General features: G+C 65.4%; 12 protein-coding genes and 1 tRNA gene. 6 read left to right on the top strand and 7 right to left on the bottom strand.

The window, feature by feature from the left end; all coding sequences use genetic code 11:
• The first annotated feature begins 117 nt into the window (after positions 1-117).
• Both CH339_RS05085 and CH339_RS05080 read left to right on the top strand, forming a co-directional pair.
• The gene (locus tag CH339_RS05085) at positions 118-750 is read left to right on the top strand and encodes a L,D-transpeptidase (protein ID WP_111433205.1); all 633 of its coding nucleotides are present in this window, start codon (positions 118-120) and stop codon (positions 748-750) included.
• Positions 751-767: 17 nt separating this feature from the next.
• Positions 768-1,295, top strand: coding sequence for an OmpA family protein (locus tag CH339_RS05080; RefSeq protein WP_111433204.1), 528 nt, complete (start codon positions 768-770; stop codon positions 1,293-1,295).
• A gap of 395 nt (positions 1,296-1,690) precedes the next feature.
• Here the strand turns inward: CH339_RS05080 and purH are convergent, their stop codons facing one another.
• From purH to htpX, 4 genes are all read right to left on the bottom strand, one after another.
• Positions 1,691-3,307 carry a bifunctional phosphoribosylaminoimidazolecarboxamide formyltransferase/IMP cyclohydrolase gene (gene purH, locus CH339_RS05075; RefSeq protein WP_111433203.1) on the bottom strand — a complete coding sequence of 539 codons (1,617 nt, stop codon included), beginning with the start codon at positions 3,305-3,307 and terminating at the stop codon, positions 1,691-1,693.
• 124 nt (positions 3,308-3,431) lie between these two features.
• The gene (locus CH339_RS05070) at positions 3,432-5,210 is read right to left on the bottom strand and encodes a heparinase II/III family protein (protein ID WP_201240839.1); all 1,779 of its coding nucleotides are present in this window, start codon (positions 5,208-5,210) and stop codon (positions 3,432-3,434) included.
• 136 nt (positions 5,211-5,346) lie between these two features.
• Complete coding sequence (locus CH339_RS05065; protein ID WP_245408099.1) at positions 5,347-6,654, bottom strand: RsmB/NOP family class I SAM-dependent RNA methyltransferase; 1,308 nt, start codon at positions 6,652-6,654, stop codon at positions 5,347-5,349.
• Between the two features lie 35 nt (positions 6,655-6,689).
• Positions 6,690-7,709: a zinc metalloprotease HtpX gene (htpX, locus tag CH339_RS05060; RefSeq protein WP_111433283.1), complete on the bottom strand. Its 1,020-nt coding sequence runs from the start codon at positions 7,707-7,709 to the stop codon at positions 6,690-6,692.
• A 176-nt stretch (positions 7,710-7,885) separates the two neighbouring features.
• Between htpX and CH339_RS05055 the strand changes: the two genes are divergently transcribed.
• Positions 7,886-8,125 (top strand): DUF1674 domain-containing protein, encoded by a 240-nt coding sequence (locus CH339_RS05055; RefSeq protein ID WP_111433202.1) that lies wholly within the window; start codon positions 7,886-7,888, stop codon positions 8,123-8,125.
• Between the two features lie 147 nt (positions 8,126-8,272).
• Here the strand turns inward: CH339_RS05055 and folD are convergent, their stop codons facing one another.
• From folD to CH339_RS05040, 3 genes are read right to left on the bottom strand one after another with little or no spacing between them, the layout of a single operon-like run.
• A complete protein-coding gene (folD, locus tag CH339_RS05050) occupies positions 8,273-9,166 on the bottom strand; it encodes a bifunctional methylenetetrahydrofolate dehydrogenase/methenyltetrahydrofolate cyclohydrolase FolD (protein WP_111433201.1) in 894 nt (297 codons plus the stop codon).
• 43 nt (positions 9,167-9,209) lie between these two features.
• Positions 9,210-9,539, bottom strand: coding sequence for a DUF167 family protein (locus CH339_RS05045; RefSeq protein ID WP_111433200.1), 330 nt, complete (start codon positions 9,537-9,539; stop codon positions 9,210-9,212).
• Between the two features lie 17 nt (positions 9,540-9,556).
• Positions 9,557-9,850, bottom strand: coding sequence for a YggT family protein (locus CH339_RS05040; RefSeq protein WP_111433199.1), 294 nt, complete (start codon positions 9,848-9,850; stop codon positions 9,557-9,559).
• Between the two features lie 169 nt (positions 9,851-10,019).
• On the opposite strand from CH339_RS05040, the gene CH339_RS05035 reads away from it, so the two are divergent.
• The 3 genes from CH339_RS05035 to CH339_RS05025 all read left to right on the top strand — a co-directional run bounded on the left by CH339_RS05035 (position 10,020) and on the right by CH339_RS05025 (position 13,496).
• A tRNA-Ala gene (locus CH339_RS05035) sits at positions 10,020-10,095 on the top strand.
• 720 nt (positions 10,096-10,815) lie between these two features.
• Positions 10,816-11,670 carry a class I SAM-dependent methyltransferase gene (locus CH339_RS05030; RefSeq protein WP_111433198.1) on the top strand — a complete coding sequence of 285 codons (855 nt, stop codon included), beginning with the start codon at positions 10,816-10,818 and terminating at the stop codon, positions 11,668-11,670.
• 26 nt (positions 11,671-11,696) lie between these two features.
• Positions 11,697-13,496 (top strand): tetratricopeptide repeat protein, encoded by a 1,800-nt coding sequence (locus tag CH339_RS05025; protein WP_111433197.1) that lies wholly within the window; start codon positions 11,697-11,699, stop codon positions 13,494-13,496.
• The last annotated feature ends 4 nt before the right edge of the window (positions 13,497-13,500 follow it).

Here is a 13,500-nt window from a genome sequence, read left to right as displayed (position 1 = left end):
AACCCCGGCGCGACGGCCGGGGCTGCGACGACTTGACCCTTTCGCGTTCTCTGCGCCTAATACCGCACGGGACGGGGCAGAGAAGCGGGCATAGAGGCCGCCAGGGAGGAAATCATCGTGGAGCTTTCCCGACGGGACTTCGTCGCCGGCGCGGCCGCTGCCGCGGCCGTCGGCACCAGCGGCGGCGCCCATGCATCCGCGGCCGCCTATTACGGCGCACCGGTCACCGACAACGGCATCACCTTCCGCTCGACGAACTTCAAGAAGATCGACAAGCGCTGGCAGCGGCAGATGGTCAAATACCTCAGCTCGGAGAAGCCCGGCACCGTCGTCGTCGATACCAAGCACCATTTCCTCTACGTCATCTGGGAGAACCAGACGGCGCTGCGCTACGGCGTCGGCGTCGGTCGCGAGGGCTTCAAATGGTACGGGCGCGCGCGCATCGACCGCAAGGCGATCTGGCCGCGCTGGGTGCCGCCGCCGGAGATGCGCAAGCGCCAGCCGAACCTGCCGACGGCCGTCGAGGGGGGCGCCCGCAATCCGCTCGGCCCGCGCGCGCTTTATCTCTATCGAAACGGCGGCGACCTCGGTTACCGGCTGCACGGAACGACGGAGCCGTGGACGATCGGCGGCGACGTCTCGTCCGGCTGCATCCGCATGTTCAACGAGGACGTCATCGACCTCTACCAGCGCTGCCCGATCGGCACGGAGGTCCTGGTCCTGAAGCATATCGCCGAGCACAAGGGCTAAGCCCCGGGGGAGTCCAGATGAGCATGTTCACGGGGGAAGGCGGCCGGCGGATCGGCCTGTTCGCATTGGCGATTGCCGCCGCATTGGCGCTCGGCGCCTGCGAGGGCGGGCTTTCGTCCGTGGCAACGCCCGACAAGACCAACGCGCCGGCACCCGGGTTTGAGAACATGCGGGCCGGCAGCGAAGAGGACTTCATGCTGAATGTCGGCCGGCGGACCTATTTCAAGGCCGGCTCGGCGGAGCTCGACGACACCGCCAGGGTGACCCTCGACAAACAGGCGGTCTGGCTCAACGAACACACCCGCTGGAAGATCAAGGTCCAGGGCTTTGCCGACGATCCGGGCTCGGACGCGGCCAACAAGGCGCTGTCGGAGAAGCGGGCGGCCAACGTCCGCGACTATCTGGTGGCCCAGGGCGTCGATGCCAAGCGGATGTGGATCAAGGGTTACGGCAAGGAGCGCATCGTGCGCGATTGCGCCGACCTCGTCTGCAAGTCCCAGAACCGACGCGCGATCACCAATCTGCGCGATGAGTTCGAGAGTTAAGGGTTTTTCGCGTTTTTTTTCGCTCGCGGCTCCGCGGGGCGGCGCATCGGCGCCGGCGGGCGGTCGCCCTTGCGAAGCCTCGTGGCTTCGGGGTGTCTCCCGGCCGAGCGTTCGCTTACGCTTACTGGCCTCCGACGGAGCGCACCTTCGCGCGGCGCCCGTTCGGGCTTGCGAAGCCTAACGGCTTCGGCTTTTCGCTCCGACGCCACCTCCTCCGCGTCACCACCGGGCTTGACCCGGTGGTCCATGATGAGGTGCGGCAAAATCCAGCCTAACGGTTTGAAATAAAGGCCCTATGGATTGCCGGATCAAGCCCGGCAATGACGCATGAGAGGGGCGAGACAGCAAGGAAAATCCCCGTCCCCGCGGCTTGGTGGAAGGCCAAGCACCCCGTCCTAGTGCCGGAAGTGGCGGACGCCCGTGAAGACCATGGCGATACCGGCCTCGTCGGCGGCCTTGATGACCTCGTCGTCGCGCATCGAGCCGCCCGGCTGGACGACCGCCGTGGCGCCCGCCTCGACGGCCGCCATCAGCCCGTCGGCGAACGGGAAGAAGGCGTCGGAGGCGACCACGCATCCCTTGGTGAGAAGTTCGTCGAGGCCTGCGGCCTCAGTTGCGTCGGCGGCCTTGCGCGCCGCGATGCGGGCGGAATCGACCCGGCTCATCTGGCCGGCGCCGATGCCGACCGTGGCGCCGTCGCGGACATAGACGATGGTGTTTGATTTCACGTGCTTAGCGATGCGGAAGGCAAAGCGCAGGTCGGACTGCTCCCGGTCACTGGGTGCGCGCTTGGTCACGGTCTTCAGGTCGAGATCGTCGACGACGGCGTTGTCGCGGGTCTGCACCAGCATGCCGCCGGCGACCGACTTGAAGGTGAGGCCGGCGGCGCGGGCCTCCGGCAGGGCGCCGACGAGCAAGAGCCGCAGGTTCTTCTTTTTCGCGACGATCTCGATCGCCTCGTCGGTGGCGTCCGGCGCGATGATCACCTCGGTGAAGATTTCGACGATCTTTTCGGCCGCCTCGGCGTCGAGCGTGCGGTTGAGGGCGACGATGCCGCCGAAGGCCGAGACCGGGTCGCAGCGCAGGGCCTTCTCATAGGCCTCTAAGAGTGTCGCGCCCTCGGCAACGCCGCAAGGGTTGGCGTGCTTGATGATGGCGACTGCCGCCGTGCGGCCCGGATCGAATTCGGCGACCAGCTCATAGGCGGCGTCGGTGTCGTTGATGTTGTTGTAGGAGAGTTCCTTGCCCTGGAGCTGGCGGGCCGTGGCAACGCCCGGCCGGTCGTCGCCCGTGCGGTAGAAGGCGGCGCTCTGGTGCGGGTTCTCGCCGTAGCGAAGGGTCTGGGCAAGGGTGCCGGCAAAGATGCGCCGGTCCGGAGCGGCGTCATTGAGGTGGCCGGCGAACCAACTGGTGATCGCCGCGTCATAGGCGGCCGTGCGCTGGAAGGCTTTTGCCGCGAGCCGGGTGCGCAGCTCCTTGGTGGTGGCGCCGCCGGTCTCTTCCAGGGCCGAAAGCAGGTCCGCATAGTCGGCCGGGTCGGTGAGGACGGCGACATAGGCGTGGTTCTTGGCGGCGGCGCGGATCATCGCCGGCCCGCCGATGTCGATGTTCTCGATCGCGGTCGCCGCGTCGGCGCCGCCGGCCACCGTTTTTTCGAACGGGTAGAGGTTGATGGCGACGATGTCGAAGCCGGAAATGCCGTGCTCTTCCATGGCCGCGGCATGCTCCGGGTCGTCGCGCACGGCCAAGAGGCCGCCATGGACCTTGGGGTGCAGGGTCTTCACCCGTCCGTCCATGATCTCCGGAAAGCCGGTGACCTCGGCAACGTCGATGACCGCAATGCCGGCGTCCGCAATTGCCTTCCTGGTGCCGCCGGTGGAGACGAGCTCGACGCCGCGGTTCGCGAGAGCGCGGGCGAAATCGACGAGCCCGGCCTTGTCTGAGACGGACAGGAGCGCGCGCCTGGCGGCGACGTGATCGGGAGTGGCGACGGCTTTCACGGTAACGGACATGGATCGGGCAACCATTCAGGGATGGGGATGAGGGATGGCCGCGCGATAGCATGAAATTCCGTCCGCGAACAGCGGGCGGATGGTCTTAACCGGGGATCATGGCCGTTGGGAACGGCCGCTGCGGTCACAGGGGCAGTTCGGGTTCGCCGTAAGTGCGGCCGCGGGTTGCGGTGGCGGCCGCCTGGCGGGTCAGCGACCAGGTGACGGTGGGCGCGTGGCGGATGCGGCCGTAGACGACGATCTGCTCGGTGCGCCGGTGGCCGTGGGTGTCGGAGAGGTAGATCGATTCCTCCAGCATGGCGTCGAGCTGCTCGGCATCCGGATCACCCGGCTCGCTGGAATGGGCGGTGAATTCCCAGGCCTCGCCGTCGGGGCAGACGATGAGGATGGCATCGCCGCTGCGCAGCCGGCTCGCCTTCACCGTCGGGTGCAGGTGGAAGCGGATCGCGTACTGGTCGGCGTCGCGGCGCGGGCCCTTGCCGACCGTGCGGAAGCGGTCGACGCCGATGATGCGGCCGCCGTCGGCGGTCATCAGCAGGCCGCGCTCGTGGATCACGTTGAAGCGCCTTGCGTAGCCGTCATGGCTGGCGGTGACGCTGATGACGCCGTCGTCCTCGCGCCGGTCGACGTCGATCTTCTTGGGGCCGGACAGGATCGGCGTGCCGATCCAGCGGCGCAGCCAGGCGGCCCGCAGGAAGCGGCAGGACGAGGTGTCGTTGAGGACGGCGGTGGAATGGGCGGCGGTGGCGCGCACCACCTGCCACAGGGCCTCGCGGTCGCGGGTCGGGGCGCCGCAATTGACGACGATGATGTTGCGCCCGGAGCTCATCTCGAAGGACAGGCACCCGGCATGGGCGCGGTGGCTGACCGCGGCCGGCGGCGGCGGACCGGCATCGAGGATGACCACGGTGCGGCCCGAGGCGATGCGCTGGTAGCCGGAATGGGAGGCGTTGTTGGGCGGGGCGCCGCGGGCGTCGTCATAGGCCAGGATGGTTGCGACGAGGTCCGTCGGCGTCGTGCTCATGCCGTTGAAGAGCGCAAAGCTGCCGTCGCCGTGCCAGAAGAAGCGCAGCATCGGCATCATGCGGTCGATGGCGTTCATCATCGCCTGGGAGGGGGCAATGCCGCGGGCGTTGAAGGCCTGGCGGACCGGCAAAAGGTCGGCGAGGATCTCGATGATGGCGCCGGGGCTGCGCGAGATATGCCCGCCGTCCGGCAGGATCTGGTGCTCCAGCTCGTAGTCGAGGCGCTTTGCCGCCTGGCGCACGAAGCGGGACGAGCCGGAGGCCGAGGCCGAGGCGGCGGCGAGCGCAATGGCGACGCGCATGCGCGCCATGCCCTCCGGCGCCTCGTTGATGATGTTGCGCAGATAGACGATCTGCTTGTGCAGGGAGCGCATGAAGCGGCGGTAGAAGGTGCGGTTGCAGCCTTCCAGGAACAGCGGTGACTGGGAGAGCCACGACTGGACGCGCCGCGCCACCACCTCCGGCGCCCAGGCGATGGGGTGCTTGCGCGGGGTCAACCGGATCCAGTCCTCGATCAGCGCCCGGGCGTTGGATTGGGACAGCGCCCGGTCGGAGACGCGCAGGTGGCGCAGCCAGCCGAACTCGTGCAGCGCCCGCGACCATTCGGCCGAGGGCGGCCGGATCTCGAAGGGCGACTGGCCGCCGACCTCGACGAGCTGGCCGACAAAGGCAAAGCGGCCGGCATAGATGTCCTCGGCGATGATCGGATCGGCGGTGCGGATATCCTGCGGCGCGATGACCAGGCGGTCGGGCAGCGGCGTGCCGGGCAGAATCCGCCCGACAAGGCCGGCGCGCATCCAGCCCATGGCATGACGTGACATGTGGCTGAGCACGAGCCGCCAGATCTGTAGCTGCTCGGACAGGACGCGCGCTACCATCGGGTCAGTCTGCCCTTTCCTTTATTTCCTGGCGGTGCGGCTGATTCGGGCGGTCCGAGCACACCTTCCGCTCGGTCATAATCAATCATTAAGGTTACGAGATCGTTGATATTTATCCGACTTTGCAATCCAGAAATCAGAGCCGGCGGAGTCGCGCGGCAAAAAAGCCGTCGAGGCCGGAAAGGCGCGGCTCATCGGCGGCAAGGTGGTACGGCAGGGTGCGCAGGTCGCCGTCGGGGGTAATCGGCTTTGTGAGGCCGCCGATGTCGCTCGCCGCGATCGGGCGGCGTTCGAAGCCGGGCGTCTCCTGCAAGAAGCGCGCGATCTGCGCCTCGCCCTCTTCCGGCTCCAGCGAGCAGGTGCAGTAGACGATCTCACCGCCCGGTTTCAGCCAGGAAATTGCCCGCTGCAGCATCCGCGCCTGCAGGGCGGCGAGCGAGTCGATCTCCGCGCCGGAGCGGCGCCAGGGAAGGTCAGGATGGCGGCGCACCGTGCCGGTCGCCGAACAGGGGGCGTCGAGCAGAATGGCGTCGAACGGCGCGGCGGGCGTCCAGTCCGTGAGGTCGGCGGCGACGATTTCCGCGGCAAGGCCGAGGCGGGCAAGGTTCTGTTCGAGCCGGGTGAGACGCGCGGCGGAGATGTCGACGGCGGTGACCGCCGCCCCGGCGGCGGCGAGCTGCGCCGTCTTGCCGCCGGGAGCCGCGCAAAGGTCGGCAACGCGCATTCCCGCAACGTCGCCCAGGAGCCGGGCCGGCAATGCGGCGGCGGCGTCCTGCACCCACCAGGCGCCCTCGTCGAAGCCGTCCAGCCGCTCGATAGGGCCGGAGGGGACGAGCCTCAGGGAGCCGGTCGGCAGGACCGTCGCGCCGAGGCGCTCGGCCCAGCCTGCCGGATCGCTCCGCACCGTGATGTCGAGGGTCGGCTCGATCGCGTGCATGGCCGCGAAATGGTGCGCGTTTTCCGCGCCGTAGGTCTTCCGCCAGCGCTGCCACAGCCAGTCCGGCGTGTTGAGCCTTTCGGCGTCCTGGTCGGCGAGGATGGTATCGCGCTGGCGCCCGAGATTGCGGAGCACGCCGTTGGCGAGGTTCTTGAACGGGCGGAGGCGCGGCTCGGCGACGGCCTGCGTCACCGCCAGCGAGACGGCGGCATGGTCCGGCACGTCCATGAAGAGGATCTGGGCGGCGCCGACGGCAAGGATGTGGTCGAGGCGGTGGGCCTTGGCCGGCAGCGACGATTTCATCAGCCTGTCGAGGGCATCAGTTATCTGGCCCTTGCGGCGGAGCGTGGTGCCGACGATGGCGCGGACCAGCGCCCGGTCCTTGGCGATGAGGGCGCTTGCCGCGCCCGACGCCAGTTCGCCTTCCAGGACGTCTTCAAGCCGGCGTCCGCGATCGGTGACGGCTTCCACGATATCGACGGCAGCGCGGCGGGCAGCAAGTCCCACCTGGGCGAGCTCTGCGGATTTTGAGCGTTTTGGCCTCACCCCCAGGGTCCGCGGCGCCGGCCGGTGCGGGGCGGACGCCCCGGATTGCTGCTGCCGGTGCCGTGCGGCCGCGCGGGGCCGCTGCCGCCCCACGGGCCGGAGGACGATCCGCTGGTCGGTGCGGAGCTGGTGCCGGACGGCTCGGGCCTCGGAGGCGATGCGGGCCGCGACGGCGGTGCATTGCGCGCCATGTCCTGCAATGCGGCGATGCGGTTTTCCGTTGCCGGGTGGGTGGAGAACAGATTGTCCATGTTCTGGCCGCTGAGCGGGTTGACGATGAACATGTGGGCGGTCGCCGGATTGTCCTCCGCGTTGCGGTTGGGGATATGGGCCGCGCCGCCGGCGATCTTGCCGAGGGCGGAGGCGAGCCACAGGGGCTGGCCGCAGATCTCCGCGCCGGCCTTGTCGGCCGCGTATTCCCGTGTCCGGCTGATTGCCATCTGCACCAGCATGGCGGCGAGCGGCGCGACGATCATGGCGGCGATGACGCCAATGATGCCGAGCGGGTTGTTGTTGCGGTTGCCGCCGAAGAACAGCGCGAAATTGGCGAGCATGGAGATGGCGCCGGCGATGGTCGCCGTGATCGTCATGATCAGCGTGTCGTGATTCTTCACATGGGCGAGTTCGTGGGCCATGACGCCGGCCACTTCCTCCTCGCTCAGCGACTGCAGCAGGCCTCGGGTCGCCGCGACGGCGGCGTTTTCCGGGTTGCGGCCGGTGGCGAAAGCGTTTGGCTGGGCCTCCTCGATGACGAAGACCCGCGGCATCGGCAGGCCGGCGTTCTCAGCCAGTCGGGCGACGAGATTGTAGAAACGCGGCTCGGTCCGGGCGTCGACCTCGACGGCGTTGTGCATCCGGAGGACGAGCTTGTCCGCGTTCCAGTAGCTGAACACGTTCATCAGGGCCGCGACGACGAAGGCGATCGTCATGCCGGTCGGGCCGCCGATCAGGTAGCCGAGCCCCATGAACAGCGCCGTCATGGCGGCCAGCAGAAGGGCCGTGCGGAAATAGTTCATCGCGTCGTTCGTCTCCAACACCATCACACAAAGGCACCGCGGCGCGGCGGACCCCTCCGGGGATTTGCCCTGCCGCGCGAGCGCCATAGTATATGATGGGTTCGGCCATGGCTTGCTGCAAGGCGCCGCGGCCGGAGACGTTTGTGCAAGGTGCAGCGTTCAGTGGAGAAACGGCGATGGCGGACGATGGAGACAAAAGCACAGATGGGGCCGGGCTCGCGCTTTCGGACGCCGAGAAGGCCCGCCGGGCGAAACTGTCGCCGGCCGCGCAGCGGGCGCTTGCCGAGGCCGACGAACGGCGGCGCCTGGCCGATGCCGCCGAACCGCAGCCCAAGGAGATCGGCGGCCGGCGCAAGGGGCTCGAACCGGTCCGCTATGGCGACTGGGAGAAAAAGGGCATCGCCGTCGATTTTTGAGAAGTTGTTTGTCTCGCGGCGGAGTGCTCGCTGACGCTCGCTGGCCTCCGATGGGGCCTCGCAACGGCTCGGGCGGCCGTTCGGCCTTGCGAGCCCGTTGGGCTCGATCGCCCTTGAATCGCGCACGTATTTTGTGTGTGGGGCCTTCTACAAATCCACGGCCGGCAATCCGCGCCTGAGCCGCGCGGCCGTTACCGTGTTGGCGAGGAGGCACGCGATGGTCATCGGGCCGACGCCGCCGGGCACCGGCGTGATCGCGCCGGCGACCTCGACCGCCTCCTCGAACGCCACGTCGCCGACGAGGCGCGTCTTGCCGTCGCCCTTTTCCGGCGCGGGGATGCGGTTGATACCGACGTCGATGACGCACGCGCCCGGCTTCACCCAGTCGCCCCGGATCATCTCCTGCCGGCCGACGGCGGCGACGAGGATATCCGCCTGGCGGCAGAGCGACGGCAGGTCGACGGTGCGGCTGTGCGCCATGGAGACCGTGCAGTTCTCGTTCTGCAGCAAGAGCGAGACCGGCTTGCCGACGAGGATCGAGCGGCCGACGACGACGGCGTGCTTGCCGGCAAGATTGCCGATGGCCTCCTTGGCGAGGATCACGCAGCCGCGCGGCGTGCACGGGACGAGCCCCGGCCGGCCGAGCACGATCTTGCCGGCGTTCATCGGGTGCAGGCCGTCGACGTCCTTGGCCGGATCGATGGCCTCCACGACGCGGTCGGTGTCGATGTGCCTGGGCAGCGGCATCTGCACCAGGATGCCGTCGACGTCCGGATCGGCGTTGAGATGGGCGACGAGCTCCAGGAGCGCCGCCTCGGAGGTCTCTTCCGTCAGCTTGTGCTCGAAGGAGACCATGCCGGCGGCGACCGTTTGCTTGGCCTTGTTGGCGACATAGACCTTGGAGGCCGGGTCCTCGCCGACCAGCACGACGGCGAGCCCGGGCGTCACGTCATGGTCCCGCTTCAGGGTCGCGACCTCGCCGGCCACGTCCTCGCGAAGGGCCGCCGCCCGCGCCTTTCCGTCGATGATCGTCGCCGTCATGGCCCCACTCCCCTGCAATGAAAACTGTTGGCGCTTGCGCAGCTCACGCCGTGTCGTCGAGCGCCCGCTGCAGCGCCGATGAGATCGCGGCGCCGTCGCCCGCGATCCTGACCGTCTTCAGCCGCGACGTTGCGCCGGAAACGACGGCCACTTGGCTCTTGCCGACGCCGAGCGCCTTGGCGAGCAGCTTTTCCAGCGCCGCATTGGCCGCACCCTTTTCCGGCACCGCCCTGACCCGGGCGGCCAGGACCTGGCGGCCGTCGGACAGCGCCTTGACGCCGTCGATGCCGTCTTTCGACGCCTTCGGCGTCAGCCGGACCGTCAGCGTCAGGGCATCCGGCCCGATCTCCGCTATTCCGGCAAGGTCCGCCATCGGCGCCGCGACGCCGGTCAGTAGCAGAACATCGGCACCAGGTTGTTGCGGATCAGCATGTCGAGGAAAAAGATGATGAGCAGCACGATCACCGGCGACAGGTCGAGCCCGCCGAGATCGGGCAGGAAGCGGCGGATCGGCCGGTAGAGCGGCTCCGTCAACTGGTAGAGCGCATTGCCGATCATGGCGATGAACTGGTTGCGCGGGTTGACCACGTTGAAGGCGTAGAGCCAGGAGAAGATCGCGCTGGCGACCACGATCCAGATCATCAGGTTGAGGATAACCAGCAGCAATTGGGTGACAGAGCACATGAAGCGGATCCGCTCGCTTTGGGGTGTTGCGTTGATTTCGGCAAGATGTAGCTGTGCGGACGTCGCCCCGCAAGACCGCGGCACCCGCAAATTGCCGCGCGAAAACGGGGCGGTGCGCCGCATTGCGCTTGACAGCTTCCGGGGCCGGACTCTAAATGGCCGACATTCCGGGGCCGTAGCTCAGATGGGAGAGCGCTGCAATCGCACTGCAGAGGTCAGGGGTTCGATTCCCCTCGGCTCCACCAGTTTCCATATCTCGCGACGTATCTTCGCTTCGCTCAGGTCTCCGATGGGGCGGTCTGACCGACCGGCGCGCGGTCGCGCTTGCGAACCCTGCGGGTTCGAATTCACTCCAGTTACGTCCACCATTTCTCCAATAGTCCCGCTCACGCCAGCTCACCTTGTTCGCGGCCCCGCGGGGGCGGCCGGGCCGGCCGTTCGGCCTTGCGAGCCCACGGGGCTGGAAATCGTTCCGGTCACATCCACCCGTTTTCCGGCCACGAAGCTCCGTTCATTCCCTTGCTCCGCGGAGGCGGGCGAAGGCGCGGGCCGCGGCCTCGTTTTCGGAGACAATGCGCAGCAGTCGCGGGGTGCGCCGCCAATTGGTTTCGATGCACGTCGGGTGCATCCACAGGTTTCCCCAAGCATTCTTATGTTTCCGGTTCCGTTGACGCGAGATCTATGCTGAACCTCGAAAGGTGTGTCGGCGGCATGGCGCCTGCGAATAAACCGATTTCATGAAAAAAGAAACGTGCCATTGCACGAGCATTTTCCGGTGCGGTGTTTCTCCTTGAGGCCGGCCCCCGAACGGACGAGACAATGCTGTCTTGTTCCGGGGCGGCCGGTGAGAAAGTCATAGCCGCGTTCGCGTGGCTTATGGTAAAGGATCGATACGGTTAAACGGGGGGATTGGCGGCGCCATTTCTGCCGACAAGTTTTCCCTCACAGAGGATTGGTCGCGTCACGTGCCTGGCAACGAAAACCAACTTTGGATTGAAAAAGAAGACATTTTCGATGCGAATGCTTACGTCGATGCCGCAAGGCGTGCGAAGGCGTCGGGGCAAATCGTGCTCGCGCATTCCATGCTCCGCTCGGCCAAGTTCCTCGGTGCCGACGTCGACCAGGATGACCTTGCATCGACACAAATGACCGGGGATCAGCTCCTCAATCAGGGGGTGCGCTACGCCAGGAACCAGAGAACGGCCGATCTCGTCTTCGAGCATTTTGGCCATGACGACCTCAGCATCGTCGACATTGGCGGCCACACCGGTTTCATCGCGCAGTTCTTGAAAAATGCGAATTACCTGTTATGCGAGCCGACGATCAACAACATGATGTCGACGGATCTTGTGGCCGCTGGCTACGAATTCGACGTCGCTCTCGCTGTCCATGTCTTCGAACATATTCCCGACGACGATAAGGAAGATTTTTTCCAATCCTTGCTGGCGCTTGGAAAAAAGGGCGTGATCCTCTGCAATCCCGTCGATACCGGGGATGCCGTCGAACGTCAGAAATTCTTGCTCGAAGTTTTCGGGCCGCTCCAGTGGATTGTCGAGCACTTGGAGTGCGGGACACCGACAATCGACATCTATCACGAATACGCCGAACGCAACGACCTGAACCTCGAGGTCAGACCAAACGGCGATCTTTTCCTGTCGCTGGCCCTGTTCGCGATGGGACATTTTGCGCAAGCCGCAAACGATCGGGAACTGTCCCGAATGAATGGAATGCTCTCTCGCTACATCAACCGGGACTACAAGAGCCAGCAATCGGAAAAGTTTCCCGCTGATTATGCGATGATCTTCACGAAGAAAAAATAAAGAAACCCTTGTGTTCCCGCGAGTGCATGATGTTCGTTGATGACGTCTTTTACCGTCAGCATTACAAACTTCTGAGCGGGCCGCTGACACCTGGCGAACACTACGAACGGGACGGTCGCTCGAAAGGCCTGATGCCGAATGCGGCGTTCGATCCGTTGGTCGCCGCGATTTGCTATCCGGATCTGGATGAAGAGTCCCAGGCGCGCGGCATCGCCGAGGCCGGACTGGACGCGCTCCTCAAATCGATCGCGCGCGATGTCCTGGCGTGCGTCGAGGATGCGGACGCCTTTTTTTGGCGGTTCTCCGATACCCAGATCGAGAAGGATCATTTCAAGCGCAACAGGTCGACGTTGCGACAATGGGACAAGGTCGACGCGGCAGGCACGATTTCCTTCGCCGCTGGCGACAAGAAATTCCAGCTAAGAAAGCGGGCTCCCGACGATCTCTGCGAGATAATCGCGTCCGGCAAGGCCTGCCTGTTTCCCCGTTTGCCGCATGGCTTTCTGGACATGATTGCGCGCCTCAACGTCATTTCGCCGATCATTGGACGACTATGGCCGATCGTCGACACCGAAGAGAAAGCGCAGAGACTGGGGCTCCGGATCCTCAAGCAGGTCTTTCCCAATCACCCATTGTTCACGGAGAATTTCGTCGAGGAGGTCGAATCGATCCTCCTCGAAAATGGCGGGACCTTTTCGGTGTGTCTGGCCCTGAAGGCGCATCCGGAGATTCCGGATGGTTTGTTCGGGTCGGCTCCGCCCACGCAGCGCCGCTTCGAGGCGACGACCGCGTTCTTGATCAAGCACTTTCCCGACGGCTTTGTCTTTGAAGATGGCATTGCCTGGAAGCGATACGCCTCCACCGGCAGCATCCGGCGCCTGATCGATGCCATGAGGGACCGAACCGTCATTCTGATCGCGAATTCGGGCTTTGCCGATCTCGGTCGCAGATGGGGATTGAGAGATTTCCATCACTTCGAGATCCCGCCCTGGGACAGCCTTGCGATACGGCACCGGATTCTCGATGAGGTGTGCGAATTCATGGCGTCCGTCCGAGCTGAATCGCGGTCGACGGAGGTGCCGATCGTGCTGACCCAGGCCGGCGGGTCCTTCGCCTTCTGGCTGTTGTTTCATCTCTCACAGCGCTGTCCGGATGCTGCCTATTTTGACATCGGGCAGGCCATCAACATCTGGTTTCTCGATGATGCCGAGGCGGGCAAACCGGATATGCTCTGGTTGCAGGATTTTTGGGAGAAGATCCTTGAATCCAATGATCTTTTTTCGTTCTACGACGAGCTCTTAGGCGTTTCCGACAGCAGGGATGTTCTACGTCAGCGGTTTTTCGATGGGACCTATTTGAAATCCCTGCCAAAATTCGATGGCAACCTCGACTTTGCCAACCTTCTTAATCGTTTCGAACTGTACGAACGGGCTGTGGTTTTCGCGGAGCGCTCCAGGGAGACGGCGCCGGACCTGTCCAGAACGCATGTTCTGCTTGCGCGCCTTTACAGGCGCATCGGAAATCTTCCGGAAGCGAAGCTCTCCGCCGAGCGAGCGATTCACCTGGACGACTCGCTCATTGTCGCAAAGCAAATATACGCCGCCATTCTATTCGACGAACGGCGGTTTGAAGAGTTCATCGACTTGACCTCGCGTATTGGCGACGACCTATCGCGTGTCCCGGTCATCCAATTGACCATAGCCTATGAAAAGACGGGCAGGGCCGACCGGGCAATCGCCGTGCTGACGGAGGCAATGCGGCAACTCGGCGAGAAACCGCAATTTACGAACCGGTTGAACCAATTGGTAAAAAAACAGGGTGCGTGACCGC

It is taken from the genome of Rhodobium orientis, assembly GCF_003258835.1.
In the GTDB taxonomy this organism is placed as follows: domain Bacteria; phylum Pseudomonadota; class Alphaproteobacteria; order Rhizobiales; family Rhodobiaceae; genus Rhodobium; species Rhodobium orientis.
The sequence above is the reverse complement of the archived record's forward strand: the minus strand, read 5'-3'. Positions and strand labels throughout refer to the sequence as shown.

Coding starts and splice junctions, on each gene's coding strand:
- purH (WP_111433203.1), bottom strand. CDS start 3,307: ATGTCCGTTACCGTGAAAGCCGTCGCCACTCCCGATCACGTCGCCGCC.
- CH339_RS05025 (WP_111433197.1), top strand. CDS start 11,697: ATGATGTTCGTTGATGACGTCTTTTACCGTCAGCATTACAAACTTCTG.
- CH339_RS05045 (WP_111433200.1), bottom strand. CDS start 9,539: ATGGCGGACCTTGCCGGAATAGCGGAGATCGGGCCGGATGCCCTGACG.
- folD (WP_111433201.1), bottom strand. CDS start 9,166: ATGACGGCGACGATCATCGACGGAAAGGCGCGGGCGGCGGCCCTTCGC.
- CH339_RS05080 (WP_111433204.1), top strand. CDS start 768: ATGAGCATGTTCACGGGGGAAGGCGGCCGGCGGATCGGCCTGTTCGCA.
- CH339_RS05055 (WP_111433202.1), top strand. CDS start 7,886: ATGGCGGACGATGGAGACAAAAGCACAGATGGGGCCGGGCTCGCGCTT.
- htpX (WP_111433283.1), bottom strand. CDS start 7,709: ATGAACTATTTCCGCACGGCCCTTCTGCTGGCCGCCATGACGGCGCTG.
- CH339_RS05070 (WP_201240839.1), bottom strand. CDS start 5,210: ATGGTAGCGCGCGTCCTGTCCGAGCAGCTACAGATCTGGCGGCTCGTG.
- CH339_RS05040 (WP_111433199.1), bottom strand. CDS start 9,850: ATGTGCTCTGTCACCCAATTGCTGCTGGTTATCCTCAACCTGATGATC.